General features: G+C 42.5%; 20 protein-coding genes. 9 read left to right on the top strand and 11 right to left on the bottom strand.

Annotation, left to right across the window (positions count from 1 at the left end; genetic code table 11):
* Positions 1–183: 183 nt before the first annotated feature.
* Together CV014_RS06085 and CV014_RS06090 are read right to left on the bottom strand one after the other, a co-directional pair.
* Positions 184–495, bottom strand: a complete 312-nt coding sequence (locus CV014_RS06085) for a helix-turn-helix domain-containing protein (protein ID WP_236141211.1) — start codon at positions 493–495, stop codon at positions 184–186.
* Between the two features lie 43 nt (positions 496–538).
* The gene (locus CV014_RS06090) at positions 539–1600 is read right to left on the bottom strand and encodes an aromatic ring-hydroxylating dioxygenase subunit alpha (RefSeq protein ID WP_236141212.1); all 1062 of its coding nucleotides are present in this window, start codon (positions 1598–1600) and stop codon (positions 539–541) included.
* 184 nt (positions 1601–1784) lie between these two features.
* Here CV014_RS06090 and CV014_RS29865 point away from each other — a divergent pair, with 184 nt between their 5' ends.
* The 3 genes from CV014_RS29865 (at position 1785) to CV014_RS06100 (ending at position 3215) form a co-directional block, all read left to right on the top strand.
* Entirely contained in the window at positions 1785–1919 is a 135-nt protein-coding gene (locus CV014_RS29865) for a hypothetical protein (protein ID WP_268964516.1), read from the top strand.
* 67 nt (positions 1920–1986) lie between these two features.
* Entirely contained in the window at positions 1987–2463 is a 477-nt protein-coding gene (locus tag CV014_RS06095) for a YbjN domain-containing protein (protein WP_236141213.1), read from the top strand.
* A gap of 17 nt (positions 2464–2480) precedes the next feature.
* Positions 2481–3215, top strand: coding sequence for a lipoate--protein ligase family protein (locus tag CV014_RS06100; RefSeq protein ID WP_236141214.1), 735 nt, complete (start codon positions 2481–2483; stop codon positions 3213–3215).
* A gap of 73 nt (positions 3216–3288) precedes the next feature.
* Here the strand turns inward: CV014_RS06100 and CV014_RS06105 are convergent, their stop codons facing one another.
* Positions 3289–3888, bottom strand: coding sequence for an HD domain-containing protein (locus tag CV014_RS06105; protein WP_236141215.1), 600 nt, complete (start codon positions 3886–3888; stop codon positions 3289–3291).
* 271 nt (positions 3889–4159) lie between these two features.
* A complete protein-coding gene (locus CV014_RS06110) occupies positions 4160–5353 on the bottom strand; it encodes a site-2 protease family protein (protein WP_236141216.1) in 1194 nt (397 codons plus the stop codon).
* A 91-nt stretch (positions 5354–5444) separates the two neighbouring features.
* On the opposite strand from CV014_RS06110, the gene CV014_RS06115 reads away from it, so the two are divergent.
* Positions 5445–5594 (top strand): hypothetical protein, encoded by a 150-nt coding sequence (locus CV014_RS06115; RefSeq protein WP_236141217.1) that lies wholly within the window; start codon positions 5445–5447, stop codon positions 5592–5594.
* A gap of 121 nt (positions 5595–5715) precedes the next feature.
* Here CV014_RS06115 and psaK (CV014_RS06120) read toward each other — a convergent pair whose 3' ends face one another.
* Both psaK (CV014_RS06120) and psaK (CV014_RS06125) read right to left on the bottom strand, forming a co-directional pair.
* Positions 5716–5994 (bottom strand): photosystem I reaction center subunit PsaK, encoded by a 279-nt coding sequence (gene psaK, locus CV014_RS06120; RefSeq protein WP_236141218.1) that lies wholly within the window; start codon positions 5992–5994, stop codon positions 5716–5718.
* A gap of 251 nt (positions 5995–6245) precedes the next feature.
* Positions 6246–6500, bottom strand: coding sequence for a photosystem I reaction center subunit PsaK (psaK, locus tag CV014_RS06125; protein WP_236141219.1), 255 nt, complete (start codon positions 6498–6500; stop codon positions 6246–6248).
* A gap of 112 nt (positions 6501–6612) precedes the next feature.
* Here psaK (CV014_RS06125) and CV014_RS06130 point away from each other — a divergent pair, with 112 nt between their 5' ends.
* Complete coding sequence (locus CV014_RS06130) at positions 6613–7266, top strand: phosphoribosylanthranilate isomerase (protein WP_236141220.1); 654 nt, start codon at positions 6613–6615, stop codon at positions 7264–7266.
* 91 nt (positions 7267–7357) lie between these two features.
* Here the strand turns inward: CV014_RS06130 and folE are convergent, their stop codons facing one another.
* The 4 genes from folE to CV014_RS06150 form a co-directional block, all read right to left on the bottom strand.
* On the bottom strand, positions 7358–8065 hold the full coding sequence (folE, locus tag CV014_RS06135) for a GTP cyclohydrolase I FolE (RefSeq protein WP_236141221.1): 708 nt from the start codon (positions 8063–8065) through the stop codon (positions 7358–7360).
* A 101-nt stretch (positions 8066–8166) separates the two neighbouring features.
* Positions 8167–8892 (bottom strand): SDR family oxidoreductase, encoded by a 726-nt coding sequence (locus tag CV014_RS06140; RefSeq protein WP_236141222.1) that lies wholly within the window; start codon positions 8890–8892, stop codon positions 8167–8169.
* 358 nt (positions 8893–9250) lie between these two features.
* Complete coding sequence (locus tag CV014_RS06145) at positions 9251–10231, bottom strand: acetyl-CoA carboxylase carboxyltransferase subunit alpha (protein ID WP_103136883.1); 981 nt, start codon at positions 10229–10231, stop codon at positions 9251–9253.
* A 200-nt stretch (positions 10232–10431) separates the two neighbouring features.
* Positions 10432–11451, bottom strand: a complete 1020-nt coding sequence (locus CV014_RS06150; RefSeq protein WP_103136882.1) for a long-chain acyl-[acyl-carrier-protein] reductase — start codon at positions 11449–11451, stop codon at positions 10432–10434.
* Between the two features lie 268 nt (positions 11452–11719).
* On the opposite strand from CV014_RS06150, the gene CV014_RS29870 reads away from it, so the two are divergent.
* A complete protein-coding gene (locus CV014_RS29870) occupies positions 11720–11842 on the top strand; it encodes a hypothetical protein (protein ID WP_268964517.1) in 123 nt (40 codons plus the stop codon).
* Here CV014_RS29870 and CV014_RS06155 read toward each other — a convergent pair.
* Entirely contained in the window at positions 11828–12523 is a 696-nt protein-coding gene (locus tag CV014_RS06155) for an aldehyde oxygenase (deformylating) (protein WP_236141223.1), read from the bottom strand. The genes CV014_RS29870 and CV014_RS06155 overlap by 15 nt on opposite strands.
* Positions 12524–12835: 312 nt before the next feature.
* On the opposite strand from CV014_RS06155, the gene CV014_RS06160 reads away from it, so the two are divergent.
* From CV014_RS06160 to CV014_RS06170, 3 genes are all read left to right on the top strand, one after another.
* Positions 12836–13663 (top strand): carbohydrate ABC transporter permease, encoded by an 828-nt coding sequence (locus CV014_RS06160; RefSeq protein ID WP_236141224.1) that lies wholly within the window; start codon positions 12836–12838, stop codon positions 13661–13663.
* 244 nt (positions 13664–13907) lie between these two features.
* Positions 13908–14231, top strand: a complete 324-nt coding sequence (locus tag CV014_RS06165) for a hypothetical protein (protein ID WP_236141225.1) — start codon at positions 13908–13910, stop codon at positions 14229–14231.
* Between the two features lie 72 nt (positions 14232–14303).
* Entirely contained in the window at positions 14304–16796 is a 2493-nt protein-coding gene (locus CV014_RS06170) for a two-partner secretion domain-containing protein (RefSeq protein ID WP_236141226.1), read from the top strand.
* The last annotated feature ends 47 nt before the right edge of the window (positions 16797–16843 follow it).

The raw sequence follows: 16843 nt of genomic DNA on the forward strand, positions 1-16843 counted from the left end.
TGTAACAATAAATTTCATGCTTTTGCATCCGAATAACGTCTTAACTAAGTAGAACGGTGTAAATAATTAAAGGTTTGTAGTAAGGACTTTAGTCCTTAAGAGAGGACTAAAGTCCTTACTACAAACTAAATTCAGTTTTTTTTACATTACTTTACATAGTTTGGTTTTTTCAAGTCGTTCTACTTATACACTCTGTTCATGTTCCAATGGAGTCACATAAATCACTACTCGCTGATTAAGAGCGTGAGCGATTTTTTGGAGCATTGACAGAGAGTGTCCCTCATAATCAGCATCTTCTAGCCGTGCAATCACAGGCTGTTTTTTGCCAATAAGTTCAGCCAGTTGTTTCTGTGTTAACCCTGTTTTTGTTCTAGCTTCATAAATCAACTGTGCCACTTCTGCATTGATTGAAGCTTCTGCTACCATTGCCTCAAGCTCAGGATCGCTGCTAGTCATTTGGTCAATGATTTTTATCGCATCGCTAGTCTTGGCCATTCTCTTGCTCCTCTACGTAGGTGTGAACTTCAATGAAGAAACTCTAGTAATTAATTTCTGACTTTTCCACTTGATTTTTCATCAGTCTTTGAACACTGACTAAGGCGCGATTTAATTCATAGTTGCGTCTTTCGGGATTTTGTAAGTAGGCTTGTTGTTCTTCTTCAATCATTTTTACGTCTTGAACAACTAAACCATCGAGTAGTTTTTGGGCTGCACCAAATAGGCTATCTTTGACAAATCGCCGAAACCATACCGGTAGTTTATGTAATCGCCAAAAGGCGTTTAATGAAGTGAAGTGAATGAGATAAGCCTTAGTTTGAGTTTCACTGATGGGACACAATAAGCAATAGATTTTAAAGTCCTTTCCTAGAGTAGACATCCAGTGGGGATAAATGTAACTCACATCTAGGGGTTCGGGATGTAAACGTCGGAGTGCAGGGAAAAATAGTTGGGAAATTGACCAGATTTTATCGATTTTGTAATAACTTTGGGCTTGGTAGTGCGCGTCTACTCTGTGATCATTTTCATCTATATCTTGGAGTGTAGCTTCCGCCCAAGCTTGTAAATCCTGATGTAAATGTCCGTGATACATATCCATCAGGTTTTCAATTAAATAGGAATAATGAGCTTGGCAATTAATAACGGAAACTGTAGCAATATAATTTAAATGCTCCCATTCTGGTAAACCCAGAGGTTCTACTTTTGGTTCTTCCTTACCGAGATATAACCAGATAAAACCGTCTTGTTCTTTGACTAAGTAGCGGCGGATAGTACAGTTAGGTAGCTTCTGATTAGCGGCGAGATAGGGAACTGCTGCACATTCGCCTTGATGATTGAAACGCCAACCGTGATAAGCACACTCTAATTCATCGTTAATGACTTGTCCGTGACTAAGTTTAACTTGACGATGGGGACAACGGTCTTCTAGAGCGTGAACTTGTCCTTGACTGTCTCGATAAAGTGCGATCGCGTAATGCCAGATTGTAATGCCTAACGGTTTACTTGTCACCTCATTACTACGTGCAACCACATACCAATGATTCGGGTTAATTCCCAACTGACGCACATCACGAGTTTGCACAATTTCAGACAGAGAGGACATAGCTTTATACATCCTTAGCGGCATGAAAATTAAAAATAGCTACACTGATTACTGAGTACAGGTGCAGCAAGAGATATATTACAAGCAATTCTTCTAAAAATAAATGTAACCTTTCTTACTTCTGGAAAAAATAGGGGTGTAGGGGTGTAGGGGTGTAGGGGTGTAAGGGTATGAGGGTGTAAGGGTGCAGAGGAGAAAAAATCACTCAAAACTCACAACTCACAACTCAGCACTCAGCACTCAGCACTCACAACTCACAACTCAGCACTCACAACTCAGCACTCACAACTCACCACTCACAACTCAGACTCTCCCTTGAGGAACTCAACCGAATTTGACTCACAGGCTATAAAGTATGTAGTGAGTATATTGAGAGAAAAATCTGTATGACAAGCTACCAAGAAACTCTAACTAGCAAAGATTCTCTAGAAGAACTAGTAGAAACAAGCAGTATTAACCATGTAGAAGTGATTGAAAATGTCATTGATACCTTAGAACAAGATGATTCTGCGATGGTGAGTCACCCCGCAGGAGGTGGTTATCTGTGGAAATTTAAATACGGGAGTGTGGAAGTATTCGTTCAACTCACCGGAACAACTGATGAAGACACAATCACAGTTTGGGCTGCAATTCTTCAACTACCGGCTAAAGATGAACCTAAGTTAATGCGTCAACTGTTGGAAATGAACTGTTCTAGCACCTTTGAAGCGCGGTTTGGGATTGTGGATAATCGAGTAGTAGTCCTTTCTACACGCACATTAGCCGAGTTATCACCAGGGGAAGTATCGAGACTAATTACAATTGTGGCAACGATCGCAGATAACAATGACGAAGCCTTACAATCTAAATTTGGTGCAGCTTAGATAGTTCACAATTTTCAATGAGTAACAAGCAGGTTTGGCGACTGATTCCGTTTCTAGAAGCTTCTGGTAGTGTGCAGATGGCTATTGACCGATGGTTATTACAACAGCACCTATTAGGAAATTGTCCTGCAACTCTACGATTTTACACTTGGTCGCCACCCGCTATTTCCCTTGGTTATCATCAAAAAACCTATCCCCAACATTGGGAAAATCTCACTTGGAAAGGTCAAACATTAGATTTAGTGCGTCGTCCTACAGGTGGGAGGGCAGTTTTACACCAAGGAGATTTAACTTATACTGTTGTTACCTCTGGATTAGCGGGGAATCGTCTAGAGAATTATCAACAGATTTGTGAATTTTTAATTCAAGGATGGAGAGCGATCGGCGTTCAGTTAGATTATGGTACAGCCGGACGCGGTTACATTCATAATCCCAATTGCTTCGGAACGGCGACAGGTGCGGATTTAGTCTTAGCAGATGGTGCGAAATTAATTGGTAGCGCGCAATTAAGAAAAAGTGGCGCGATTTTGCAGCATGGTTCGATGCGTTTGCAACCAGATGCAGAATTATTTACTCAAGTATTTGGTGGGGAGTCTTTTCAACCAGTACATTTACCGCCAAACTTGAGTGTAGATCAGATTATGACAGCTTTAATTGCTGCGGCTAGAGATGTTTTTGATATAGAGATTAAAACTCAACCCCTTTGTCTCTCTGAGTGGGACGAAATTTCAAGTTCGCAGTCAGGACTTTAGTCCTGTTTTTGCTGGTGTAAATAGCATCATTTTGGTGGAATTGTCCCTAGAGAAATGAGGACTAAAGTCCTCACTACAAACGAGATTCTTGCAAATAACCAGACGCTACGCAATCATCAATCAATTGCAAGACAAAAGGCCAGAGTTCCGGCGCACCAGTTTCTACAGGTGCTACTCGCTTCATTACCTGATCTCGTCTAATTCCGTGAATACGCCAAGTTCCACCCTGGGTTTGTTGATTATGCAGTATAGGCTGGATGCGGTCTAATGCTGCGGCAAATTTAGCTGTGGGAGTTTCACACAATTCAAACTCATGCCACAATTGATGAAATTCTTTTCCCTGTTCTGGTGGTAACATCCCAAATAAACGTAATGCGGCTTGCGCTTCCTTCTCGGCTTTACCCTCATTACCCTGCACATCGTAACAGAAGGTATCCCCTGCATCAATTTCTACTAAATCGTGAATCAATACCATCTTGATAGCACAGAGAATATCAACCCCTTGTGGAGCATATTCTGCCAAAGTAAATGCCATGATTGCCAAATGCCAAGAATGTTCCGCGCTGTTTTCTTGACGCGAACCGTCTGTCAGCAAAGTTTGGCGCAGTATTAACTTGAGGCGGTCAATTTCAATGATGAATTGGATTTGTTGAGTCAGGCGGTTGATAGACACGGGGATTTTACAAGAATCACTTTAATCAGCTTAACGGTTTTGCTAGTTTTATTTCTACTTGTGACCTAATTGAGTTTGATTATTTTTATGTAAAAGCTTCTTCTTTTAGCTAATAATACTATCAGTCCTAAATCTATTTTGACTGGCGATAATTGTATATTTAGCAGTTAAATCATCACCACCAACTTACACTGATAAACACTAATAAAGTGGACTAATTATCAACGTTTATCAGTGTAGGTTGGCGGTGAAAAATCCTCTCGCATCTAAATTAAAGCGTAGACTTTGCAATTACTCCTAACTGTAACCCAGGCGGATAATTACCATCTTGTTTGATGCGCTTAATCTCACCCTCACTAATCTGCAAACCTAACTTTTCTGCTAAAGTCTGGACAATATCTCCCCTGTCAATTACTCCCCCCACAGCACCCGCAGGTGTGAGGACAGTAACACGAGCTAATTTCTCAGTTTCTAACTTAGTAATCACCTCAGCAATGGAAGTTGACTCCGTAACTGTGGGTATTTCCGTTAGAGGATGGACAATACTATGTAGAGTTTGAGTTTCCCATTCACTTCTTTCTACTAAGCGTAAATCCTCAATGGCGACCATTCCCCGGTAACGTCCATCAGAGGCTGCAAAATAAACTTCGGATGCGTTGGTTTCCAATAAATACGCGTCAGCAAAGGAACGTAGAGTCTGATCAGCGTCTATGACACGGAAATCACGAGTCATCGCATCGGCGGCTGTCACTTTCAGCAAGGTTTCCTGTAATGTGGTCATCCGGTCATAGGTGTTGGCGTTACGCACGGCAAACCAACCTAATAACGCAATCCATAAACCAGTGACTAACTCTCTAGTCAAGAAATCTACCACAAAACCCAAGGCGATCGCACCATAACCTAAAATCTGTCCCGCCTTAGCCGCCCAATGTACGGCTTGAAAGCGATTCCCAGTAATTTGCCACAGTGCAGCTTTTAATACTTGACCACCATCTAAGGGTAATCCTGGAATTAAGTTAAATAGGGCGACGACTAAGTTAATTCTCGCCAAGTCACCCACCATCATGCTGATTGGGCTAGTATCTGGGACAACATGACCACCTAATCTGAGAAGAAAAAACAACCCAATACTCACCAAAGGCCCCGCAATCGCTACCTGAAAGGCTTTTCCTGGGGTTTTCGATTCTTCTTCAATCGCCGCAATGCCCCCAAACATAAATAGGGTAATAGAATTAACTTTAATGCCTTGCGATCGCGCTGCTAAACTATGGCCTAATTCGTGCATTAACACGGAAGCAAATAACAGCAGTGCCATAATAATTCCCGCACTCCAAGCTGTCACAGTTCCTAATTCTTGATAAGCTACACCAAAATTCAGCGTTGCCAAACCCAAGATGACAAACCACAAGGGGTCTAAAAATAGGGGAATGCCAAATAAAGACCCAATTTTCCAATTTGTTTGCATTAGATTATCCTGAAACTAGATATTTTCAGCAGACATACCACCGATGGTATGAGGTGTTTTAGATATAAATTTGTTATTTTGACGGGGAGACATGACAAAATCTTGCTTTATCCCCAATTCTAGAATAGACAATCAGGCTGACTTGAGCAGTGAAAAAATAGAAAAATACAAATTTTATGCCGAGTTAGTAGTGGTGCGATCGCCAAAGGCAGGGCGTAGTCTATCGCTTTTCTTGATATAATTCTTACTCAGTTCTATATTGGGTATTAATAATTTAATCAGACCAAAAGTATAAAAAAGCTGAGACAAGAAAAAGGGAAATAAGAAATCTTTTTCCCCTCTCGCCTAATTCATGAAAAGTTTCAAAGAATACCCAAATTTGTTAAGCCCAAAACAGCAGCTACGCCAATAATATGACCAAAACTCATAGCTGCTAAAAATGTCGCCACACTAGGATTATTAAATAAAGCAGGGAAAGGTAAAGGCATTTTAGGGCCGACATGGGGATACCAAACTGACCAACCAGCAATTAAAAGCACTAATAAACAACTACCAATAATAATCGGTGTTCCTGCCCAATTCCAGCTTGTACCAGTGTTAGGAACAGTTACTTGAACTGCTAACAGCATTAATGGAAACATAGTTCTTTCTCCTGCATGAGTACAATTTATTGAGGCTATGAGTTAATCACCCAGTTAATACTCCACTAACAGAAGTTGTAGAATCCTCTCTCAAGAGAAAGGTTTAACTATCTCTCTTCAGTTGAGTTGGTAACGCCGAAATGGACTGTACTCTTATCTCAAGTCTCATGGTTGGAGAAAGAACATTAATTAGTCAGAAAAGTTTGGGAATCAGTAATACGTCAGATACAACGTACAACTAATATCATCAACTATAGACGACCAATATTAGTCAATCCTAAGACGATACCAATACCGATCACATGACCAAAAGCCATAGCACCAAGAAACGCAGGGACACTCAGAGGTAGCCCAGGTAATTTGAGGCCGACTTGGGGTTTTTCAATTCTGAGAGTTAACAAAAGAGCTACTACACTGCTAGCACTGATGATAATAGCTACAGTTGGACTCCATTCAGGTGTGACTGGTACAGATGTAGCAGCTGCCAATAGATTTGGTGTAATCAAGCTTTTGTCTCCTAAATATAAAGGTCAAATTTAATGTAGACCTAGAAAATTATAGAGTTAGTTAGGACATCACCGAAATTCGGTTTTACAGTTTGCTGTATTTAAATTTTCTATGCGTGTAAAAATCTGCGGTATTACTCAACCACAACAGTCAGTAGCGATCGCTTCTTTAGGTGCAACTGCACTAGGATTTATTTGTGTACCTACTTCGCCCCGCTATGTCACCATCTCCCAAATTCAGGCGGCAGTGGCAGATTTACCCCAAAATGTTGACAAAATCGGCGTTTTCGCTAATGCCAGTCTGAGTGAAATCAATCAGATTGTCTCTAGTTCTGGTTTAACTGGCGTACAGTTACATGGAGACGAACCCCCAGAATTTTGTGCTGAGTTGCGTCAGGCTTTGCCTAACGTGGAAATTATTAAAGCCATGAGAATCCGTAACGTTGAGCATTTAGCGCAAGCAACTATTTACACGCCATACATAGATACTTTATTACTAGATGCCTATCACCCCCAGCAATTAGGCGGCACAGGTAAAACCATAGATTGGCAGATATTGCAACAATTTCGCCCTAGTCGTCCTTGGTTGCTAGCCGGAGGACTGACACCAGATAACATTCAAGAAGCCTTGAGTCAGGTTAATCCTGATGGCATTGATTTATCTAGCGGTGTAGAAATTAAACCAGGGGATAAAGATTTAAATAAAGTCGCCTTACTGTTTCAGAAATTGGGGACTGGGGATTGGGGAATAGGGAATAGGGAATAGGGAATAGGGAATTGGAACTGGGGATTGGGAGACAAGGAAGGTTTTACTTCAATGCCCCATACCCTATGCCCCATGCCCCATTCCCCATGCCCTAAAAGAATGCTGCTTGATGACGAATCAAGTTAAAGAATTCTTCGCGGGTTTTTTGGTCTTCTTGGAATACACCGATCATTGCACTAGTTACAGTCCAAGAGCCGGGTTTCTGCACACCCCGCATTACCATGCACATATGGCTGGCTTCCATGACTACTGCTACTCCTTGGGGTTCTAAGATGGTTTGAACCGCTTCGGCAATTTGGCGAGTCAGTCTTTCTTGCACTTGCAAACGACGGGAATACATCTCGACAATTCGGGCTAGTTTACTTAATCCCACAACTTTTTGATTAGGGATATAAGCAACGTGCGCTCTACCCATAAAGGGCAACATATGATGTTCACAGAGGCTAAAAAAGTTAATGTCCCGAACTAGTACCATCTCGTTGTGTCCCTCGTCAAAGACTGCGCCATTGAGGAGTTCTTCTAAGGACTGGTTGTAGCCACTGGTTAAAAACCGCATTGCCTCGGCTACCCGCTTGGGTGTCTTTAATAAACCTTCCCGTTCTGGATCTTCACCCACGCCTACTAATATGGATCTGACTGCATCCATCATTTGTTCCATGTGTTCTTCTGAGGGTGGATGCAAATCTGGCTGTCTGCCGTTGTGGGTGTTGCGGTCTGGTCGGGTGTTGATGGCTTCTGCCAAGTCGGGAATTAGAGGCGATTGTGAGCGATTAGAACCGTTGGAACTAGCAATAGTCATGATGTCAATACTTGGTTATGGTTGAATATGAGTCATTAGTCATTAGTTATTGGTCATTTGCTATGGATGAAAAACAAATGAGCAGTAACACACAACTAAATTTAGAGTGCGCCAGCACTGGGCATGAGAATCAACTCGTCGATGACTGCTTGTGGTGGTAACAAGGCAGTGTGCAGAATTGACTCAGCCACAACTTCTGGGGTGAGCATTTGGGAGCGGTCGAAATCAGCATTAACGGTTTCTGTATCCCAGATTTCGGTGTTGACAGAACCAGGACAAATGGTGGTGACACGAATCCCGTGGGCGCGTTCTTCTTGTGCTAGTGTTTGCGATAGAGCCAGTAAACCAAATTTACTGACACAATATGCACCCCAGTTAGGAAAGGTTTGTTTGGCGGCTATGGAGGCGATATTGATGATTGTCCCTGTACCTCGAACTCGCATTCTTGGCAGAATTCCTTGAATGCACTGCAAGACGCTTGTTAGATTCAGGTCAATCACTTTTTGCCAATCTGCCAGGGGGGTTTCACTTAAGCTGGCTGTGTACCCCATCCCCGCATTGTTGACCAAAATATCTATGTCGCCAAAATCGAGGGCGATCGCCTCTATTTTTGCTTGTACTTGCGATACTTCTGCTAGGTCTAGGGCGTAGGCTTTGGCTATGACTCCAGATTCTGGCTTGGCTGCGGCTACAGCTTCCAATTTATCCAGAGAACGGCTGACTAAAGCCACATCTATACCTGCTTTCATAAAAGCTAGTGCTGTCGCTTTGCCAATCCCACTGCTAGCTCCAGTAATTAAAGCGCGTCTTTTCTGCTCCAAAATCATGCTGTCTCCCAATTTTTTGGCAGTTTTGCCCGCCCTGTCCATCCCATTATGAAAATCTTTTGGGGGAATTAGATTAAAACAATCTTAAAATCCGATGATTTTCATCAAAAAGTGCTACTATTGTTTGTTATTATTAGCTTCCTGATTAAGTGTTCACTCCACGGGACGAACAATAACTTCCTGATGAATCAGGCTATATGAATTCAAACTAATTAAGGGATGGTGTGCAAACCTCTCTCTGAGAGTAGGTTTGTGATACAAACAAATACCTGCGGCTGCTCGGATGATTAAAAACCGTTAAGAGCCACAGGCAATTATAACACTGCAATTGCGTTAATGAGTGATTTTCTCAGGCTGGTTAATGAGCAACTTCGGAAAAAACACCGATTTTGCGGAATTTCTCATAACGCAGCTGTCTTCTTTCTTGGGATGTTAAACGGTTTAACTCTTCTAAATTATCCAGTAGAGCTTGTTTGAGGGTGTTAGCGGCTTGTAGAGGCTCGGTATGCGCGCCTCCAATGGGTTCAGGGAGAATTTGGTCAATAATGCCCAAGTTTTTCAAGTCGTGGGAGACGATTTTTAAAGCGACGGCGGCTTGGGGAGCTTTACTAGCGTCCTTCCAGAGAATGGCCGCGCAGGCTTCGGGGGTAGCCACAGTGTAAACAGCGTGTTCAAACATTAACAGGCGATCGCCCACACCAATACCCAAAGCACCACCAGAACCACCTTCACCGATGACTGTACAGATAATGGGTACATCTAGAGAGAACATTTCCCGCAGATTATAGGCGATCGCTTCCCCTGCGCCTTGGCGTTCAGCGATCACTGTGGGCAAAGCTCCTGGTGTATCGATAAATGTCAAAATTGGCATACCAAACTTATTGGCGTGTTCCATCAGGCGCATTGCTTTGCGATAACCGCCAGGGGTAGCCATCCCGAAATTACGAGCGATATTATCCTTAGTATCGCGTCCCTTTTGATGACCCAACATCACCACAGGTTGCCCACCTAAACGAGCCACACCACCAATTAAAGCTGGATCATCACTCCCGGAGCGATCGCCATGTAATTCCATCCATTCATCACTAATCGCCTGAATATAATCTAGGGTACTAGGGCGGCGGGGGTGACGGGCAACTTGCAGACGCTGCGCTGGGGATAAGGTACTAAAAATCTCCTCTCGCAGTTGCATAGCCCGTGTTTCTAGCTTGCGAATTTCCCCAGAAACATCCACACCATTTTCCTCAGCTAGCTGACGAATTTGGTCAATTCGGTTTGCTAATTCTGCTAAAGGCTTTTCAAAATCCAACAGTAAAGGTTTACGCTCAGTAGTAGCCATACGTTTAGGGATTGGGTATTAGGGATTGGGTATTGGGAATGGGGAATGGGGAATGGGGCATCGGGCATCGGGCATCGGGCAATTCAATTAGTGGACTTTGGATTTTAAATTTTGGATTGGATTTCAATCTAAAATCCGAAATCTAAAATCTAAAATTCTTTTCCTTGTCTACCTTGTCACCCAGTCCCCAGTCCCCAAACTTAAACCAGCAGTGGTCTAAACCCATGTTTGACTGAAGCTCGACCAATCTGCTCCATTTTGTCTACGGTAATCTGATTACGCCCCCAAGAAAAGTTCGTGTATAACTTCTCAAATTCCAATAGCATCGATTCCGCAAAACAGGCGAATAACTGGCGTGCTGGCACATCCATATTGACTATTTTCATGATCTTCCAGTCAATGTCTAAAGAATGTTCCACAATGCCGCCATTCAATACATACACGCCTGGATGCTGAACTTTTGTAGCTAAGTTTTTGGGATAGCCCCCATCAATCAATAAACAAGGTTGTTTTAAAGTTGTGGGGTCAATTTCCACACCTTTAGGCATACTAGCTACCCACACTACAATATCAGCTTGGGGTAGGGCTTCATCCAATGCCATGATTTTTCCTCGCCCCAGTTCGGTTTGTAATTCCTGGAGACGCTCTTGGTTACGGGCTATCAGCAAGAGTTCTTTGACATCAGTTTTTGCATCTAGCCAACGAGTTACAGCAGAACCAATATCACCAGTCGCCCCACAGATGGCTACCGTGGCTTGGGAAAGGTCAATGCCTATTTGCTGTGATGCTGCTTCTACTTGGCGGCAGATAATATAAGCTGTGTGAGTATTACCTGTAGTAAAGCGTTCAAACTCTAGCTTGATGTTACGGACTTGCTGAAACTGCTCTAAGTTAAAGTTTTCAAAAATAATTGAGGAAAACCCGCCCAAAGCCGTAATATCAATGCCATGCTTTTGAGCATGAGCCATTGCGTTCAGGATTTTGCGTGTTGCCGCTTTAATGCGACGATTTGCGAGCATTTCCGGTAAGAAGCAAGACTCTACATACTTACCTTCAATAATCTCGCCAGTAACACTTGTAACTTTAATGTGATCAACTATTTGCGGTGGTGCGCTACACCAAAAATCTAGCCCTTGGTCGGCATATTCTGGGTATCCCAATTCCCTGGCTACCGCTTGAGCGTGTTCTAAACTTGTCAGATGTCCAATTAGACCAAACATGGAGTGATATATTAGGCGTGGGCTTAACTAAAAGCGTGAAATGGGTGGGTAAGAGACTATACCTAACTCTTAAAAATACTATACAAAGTGTCAAGAGTGAGTGATGAGTGCTGAGTTGTGAGTGCTGAGTTGTGTTAGCGGTAGCGCGGCGTTTAGCCGGTGCTGGGTTGTGAGTGCGGTAGCATGGCGTTTAGCCAGTGCTGAGTGAAGATTAGTATTTAGGAGCTTTTGTTAAATCTGTGCTTAGTGGATTGAGTATAAAAGGCGTGTGACTATCCAAAACTTGTTTTACCTTCTCGATACTCCTCACTCAGCACTCCTCACTCAGCACTCAGCACTCAGCACTCAGCACTCAGCACTCAGCACTCACAACTACTTAAACAGTTGCTAGTCCGTAAGCTGACAAGCGCATGATGTCTCTGGTGGTGAAGCCGATATTGCTCAAAGCTTCTCCATACTGAATCATGAAATCTTCTACTAAAGCATCTTTTTCCATTGCTAGAACTGCTGCATCTGCTGCAACTTGGTTGAGCATTTGCCAAACTAAAGGCAGATTTTGACGGTTAGCTGCTTCTAATTCTGCTTTGGATTCAGCAAAATTTTCTTTGAGCCAAACTTCTCCAAAGTTAAGGTGACTGTATTCATCTTTCACTACACCCTCAGTAATTTTTCGGGCAAAATCATCAGCTACGGGGATGTAGATGTTATATGCAGCGATCGCAAAACATTCGATAATTAAAGATTGAATTAAAAGGCAAGTAACCACTTTACCTTCGGCAGCCGCTAATTGAAAATTACCGTGTAACCCAGCAAAAAATTCCTTAGCAAACTCTAAATCTGGTGTGACATCCAGATTGCGTCCACAAGCTTCAAATCCCTTCTTGTGACGGCTTTCCATTTTAGAGAGGCGAATCAAGTCATCTTTATGTTCTGGCAGCAGTTCAGCTAGTGTGATGTAGTTTTCATGAGCTTCTTGTTCACCCTCAATCACGATCGCATTAATGCGGCTATAGGCATCTTTGTATTCTTCGCTGTGGAAATCAATTTCTAAATCGGCTGCAACCTGCTGCATGATATGTTTACTCCTGTAACCTGAATTATTTGATACCGAAACCTAATTTACCCCATGATTTTAGGGTAATGCCCATCGTTGTTTAATTTTACTTAACAAGTCACTATGTTATAGATTAGCTTTTGCTGTGTGTGATAGCTCTACCAATTTAACTAATTCGATAGGTCATGGGGGAAAATATTTGAAAATGGGACTGGAAATGGGGCATGGGGCATAGGGCATAGGTAAAACAGATCATTTAAATAACATCTCCCTTGTTTCCTGATTCCCCATTCCCGATTCCCCATGCCCGATTCCCCATTCCCCAAACTCATGTCTAACTCCAACCAGAATCTAAAATCCGCCGATTTTTTCAGCCTAGCAGGATTAATACTAGGGGCAGTGATTGTGCTGTCACCACTATTTGTGGTTTTTCTGACATCTTTTGTACCTCCAGGGTCAAACATAGAAATTTTGCCTAAAAATAATTGGTCTTTAGGCAATTATCAGGACGCTTGGCACAGAGGTAAGTTTTTATTAGCATTTGCTAATTCTACCTTGGTGGCGATCGCGGTGACGGCATTTCAAATTGTGACTTCGGCTTTAGCCGGTTATGCTTTGGCTAGGCTGAAGTTTCGCGGTAGACAAGCACTATTGTTAGTTGTGTTAGCCACTTTGGTGATTCCGTTTCAATTGTTGGTGATTCCTATTTTTTTGGTGTTGAAGTGGGGACACCTCATCAATACATACGGGGCTTTAATTTTACCCACTGCTGTCAACGGTTTTGGCATTTTTCTCTTACGTCAATATTTCCAAACAATTCCTGTGGAATTGGAAGAAGCCGCAACTATCGATGGGGCAAACAGATTACAAATTCTGTGGCAAGTCATGTTACCCTTAGCCCGTCCAGCTTTGGTAACACTATTTTTATTTACATTTATCGCGGAGTGGAACGATTTATTTAAGCCCCTAGTATTTACCACTAGACCAGAATTAAGAACGGTGCAGTTAGCGTTGGCTGAGTTTCAAGAGCAGTTTACCAATAATTGGCCTTTGATGATGGCGGCGGTGACAATTGCTACTGTACCTGTGATGGTGCTGTTTCTCATTGGTCAGCGTCAGTTCATTAGAGGTATTGCTACCACAGGGATTAAAAATTAATTATTCATGACTGCATAAGTTTGCTCAAACAGACTGATATTAGTAATTGGGAGAGGTTCAACCAATTCGCAATTCGCAATTCGCAATTCGCAATGGACTAACGTCCCGCTACGCTAACGCAATTCAGAAAGTCATAGACCATCTGGGTTTCAAGCTTTGCATCTTTTGCTTAATTGTGGAGAATTGGGGTTAAACCCACTCTCATTGGAAATAAATCAATATTTTGTACGAGTCCCCAGCAGTCATGAATACTGAAATGTTACAGGAAGTCTCTTTAGATGCTCAAACTCTAGAGCAATTGCAAAATGAAATTAGCCAGGAGTTAATGGAAGTTCTGAATAAATCCCAGTTGGGTAAGGTGCTGGAGAAATACGGTATTTCCGATACACAAGTGCTGAAAATTCAATACACACTAGATGTCAATCAACTGCCATCAGCTGATGTGAGTAATGGTCAGGTAGCCATTGAATCTTTTAGCATACCCAAACCACCCATAGGTGCAAACTTAGGATTGATTCAGCCTTGCCCATTTGATGGCAACCCCGATGGCTGTTGGGTTTATTGCTAAAGCATACTTCACTTTTGATCACATTCCATGTAAAGTCGTCCTAGAAGGACGGCGTAAGAGACAAAATTTTCGATGAATCAAAATCGAAGCGATCGCTATTCTGATTTGAGGCTAGTAAATGCTTTAGCAATTGCTAGCCTATCTGTCTTTTCTGGAGATTGCGTCTTGGCACAAATCAACCAGGATCAGACATTGGGTTTAGAGAATTCAGTTGTCACACCTCAAGTTGTCAATGGTCAAACGATTTATCAAATAGATGGTGGTTCTATTCGTGGCAACAATCTATTCCATAGCTTTGAAAATTTTTCTTTGCATAACGGCAATACGGCTTACTTTAATAACGCTATAAACATTCAAAATATTTTCAGTCGCGTCACAGGTAATTCCATTTCCAATATTGATGGCATTCTCAAAACTAACGGTACAGCTAACCTATTTTTTATTAACCCCAATGGCATTGTTTTAGGTTCTCGTGCTGCTTTAGATATCCAAGGTTCTTTTTTAGCTACCACAGCTGATAGGATCAATTTTGCGAATAATCTGCAATTTAGTGCTTCCAATCCACAAACCGCACCATTGTTAGCTGTCAACGTTCCCACAGGCTTACAATTCGGCACAAAAGTAGGTGCAATCAAAAACCAATCCCAAGCCAGTTTAGGTGGTGCAACCAATCGTCTCAACAGTCCTGCTGGTTTACAGGTAAAGCCACAAAGAACTTTAGCATTAGTAGGCGGCGATTTGATATTGCAGGGAGGCAATTTAACCGCCAAGGAAGGCAGAATCGAATTAGGAAGCGTCGGTGCTAATAGTATTGTGAATATCCAACCCACTCCTCAAGGATGGAAACTAGGATATGAAAATGTCCGCGATTTTCACAACATTCAACTAACACAAGGAATTGTTAACAATTCAGCCAGGCCTTCTCAAGTTGATGTGAGTGGTGAAGGTAGCGGTAGCGTTCATCTCCAAGGTAAGCAAATATTAGTCAATAGTCGTTCACAAATTCTGGCTAATACTTTAGGTAAGAAACAAGGCGGTAATTTAACCATTAATGCTTCAGAATCAGTAGAACTGGTGGGTTTAAATTCCGCAATTTTAACAACTGTTACCTTCGGTGCTGGTAATGCAGGCAACTTAGAAATTACAACTGGTAATCTCATTGTCAGAGATGTCGCACAAGTGAGAGTGGGGGCGCAATTTCTCAACAATGCTGCGGCTGCCAATCCAGAATTACGCTTAGGTTCGGGTGGTAAATTAATTATCAATGCCTCTGAATCTGTGGTGTTAACTGGTAGTAGAACCTTCGGGAATCAAACTGTCCCTGGGGGATTATTCACTGCAACTGCTGATATAGGAGATGCCGGTGATATATTCATTAATACCAAAGTTTTACGTATTGACGATGGAGCCATACTCAGCACCGAGTCTGCCGGTAGGATATTATCAGGAGGGAAGTACATACCAGCAATAGGTCAAGGGGGCAATGTGACAGTGAATGCCTCGGAATCCATAGAAGTAGCTGGTATTTCTATCAATGATTTTGTCGCTGGTATTTCTACCACCACCAGAGGAACTGGTAAAGCCGGAAACTTAAATTTAACTACTGATAAATTAATTATTCGCGATCGCGGCGCAATTTCTGTTAGTAGTGCAGTACCCAAAACTGTAATTTACGTAGGAGATCCCACTAAGTTAGGCGCAGCAGGCGAAATCAATATCAATGCTCGTTCCATCCGGTTAGAAAATGGCGGACAATTGATTGCCGAGAGTGAAGCGGGTATGGGTGGAAATATCACACTCAAGGTGCAGGATTTACTATTAATGCGTCGTCAAAGTCAAATCTCTACTAGTGCAGGTAAGACTCTAGGACGGGGGGATGGTGGTAACATTAACATCAATATACCTAATGGCTTTATTGTGGGTGCATCTTCAGAAAATAATGATATCACTGCCAATGCTTTTGCAGGTACTGGGGGCAAAATCAATATCAACACTGAGCGCGTTTTTGGCTTTGTACCCCGTACTGGTGCAGATGTAGCGAGATTATTAGGCACAGACAAGCCAGAAGAATTGAAAACGAGTGAACTGCCGACTAACGATATTACAGCCTTTTCGCAGCAGAATCCTGCTTTAAATGGCGACATACAAATTAATACGCCTGATGTTGATAGTAGTCAAGGGATAGTAGAACTACCAACAAATCTAGTTGATACCTCCCAACAAATTACTTCTGCTTGTAGTCCGAGAAAAAGCACGGAACGAAGTTCATTTATTTCTACAGGCAGAGGCGGAATTTCGGTAAGTCCAATGGATACCTTAACAGGGGATACAGTCTTGACAGATTGGATTAATATCCCAGCAGAAAGAGAAAGCCACACTGGTAAGATAGCACCGCACACATCGGAAAATACCACGAATCAACAATCAGGCGATCGCTCCCCTGAAATTATCGAAGCCCAAGGTTGGATAGTCGCACCCAATGGCAATATAGTTCTCGTCGCGCAAGCACCCACAGCTACACCCCACAGTCCAGCATTGAAAGCGGCGGGTTGTAGCGTACATTAGGGAATTGGGAATTGGGAATTGGGAATTGGGAATTGGGCATGGGGCAT

Origin of the sequence: Nostoc sp. CMAA1605 (assembly GCF_021596505.1) — a bacterium.
Classification (GTDB): Bacteria; Cyanobacteriota; Cyanobacteriia; order Cyanobacteriales; family Nostocaceae; genus Trichormus.

What these genes read in the sequence shown, in the direction of transcription:
- psaK (WP_236141218.1), bottom strand. Translation starts at nt 5,994, where the DNA reads ATGTTTCCATTAATGCTGTTAGCAGTTCAAGTAACTGTTCCTAACACT.
- CV014_RS06150 (WP_103136882.1), bottom strand. Translation starts at nt 11,451, where the DNA reads ATGTTTGGTCTAATTGGACATCTGACAAGTTTAGAACACGCTCAAGCG.
- CV014_RS06145 (WP_103136883.1), bottom strand. Translation starts at nt 10,231, where the DNA reads ATGGCTACTACTGAGCGTAAACCTTTACTGTTGGATTTTGAAAAGCCT.
- CV014_RS06090 (WP_236141212.1), bottom strand. Translation starts at nt 1,600, where the DNA reads ATGTCCTCTCTGTCTGAAATTGTGCAAACTCGTGATGTGCGTCAGTTG.
- CV014_RS06155 (WP_236141223.1), bottom strand. Translation starts at nt 12,523, where the DNA reads ATGCAGCAGGTTGCAGCCGATTTAGAAATTGATTTCCACAGCGAAGAA.
- CV014_RS06085 (WP_236141211.1), bottom strand. Translation starts at nt 495, where the DNA reads ATGGCCAAGACTAGCGATGCGATAAAAATCATTGACCAAATGACTAGC.
- CV014_RS06110 (WP_236141216.1), bottom strand. Translation starts at nt 5,353, where the DNA reads ATGCAAACAAATTGGAAAATTGGGTCTTTATTTGGCATTCCCCTATTT.
- CV014_RS06095 (WP_236141213.1), top strand. Translation starts at nt 1,987, where the DNA reads ATGACAAGCTACCAAGAAACTCTAACTAGCAAAGATTCTCTAGAAGAA.
- CV014_RS06140 (WP_236141222.1), bottom strand. Translation starts at nt 8,892, where the DNA reads ATGATTTTGGAGCAGAAAAGACGCGCTTTAATTACTGGAGCTAGCAGT.
- folE (WP_236141221.1), bottom strand. Translation starts at nt 8,065, where the DNA reads ATGACTATTGCTAGTTCCAACGGTTCTAATCGCTCACAATCGCCTCTA.
- CV014_RS06130 (WP_236141220.1), top strand. Translation starts at nt 6,613, where the DNA reads ATGCGTGTAAAAATCTGCGGTATTACTCAACCACAACAGTCAGTAGCG.
- CV014_RS06100 (WP_236141214.1), top strand. Translation starts at nt 2,481, where the DNA reads ATGAGTAACAAGCAGGTTTGGCGACTGATTCCGTTTCTAGAAGCTTCT.
- CV014_RS06115 (WP_236141217.1), top strand. Translation starts at nt 5,445, where the DNA reads ATGACAAAATCTTGCTTTATCCCCAATTCTAGAATAGACAATCAGGCT.
- CV014_RS06160 (WP_236141224.1), top strand. Translation starts at nt 12,836, where the DNA reads ATGTCTAACTCCAACCAGAATCTAAAATCCGCCGATTTTTTCAGCCTA.
- CV014_RS06165 (WP_236141225.1), top strand. Translation starts at nt 13,908, where the DNA reads ATGAATACTGAAATGTTACAGGAAGTCTCTTTAGATGCTCAAACTCTA.
- CV014_RS06170 (WP_236141226.1), top strand. Translation starts at nt 14,304, where the DNA reads ATGAATCAAAATCGAAGCGATCGCTATTCTGATTTGAGGCTAGTAAAT.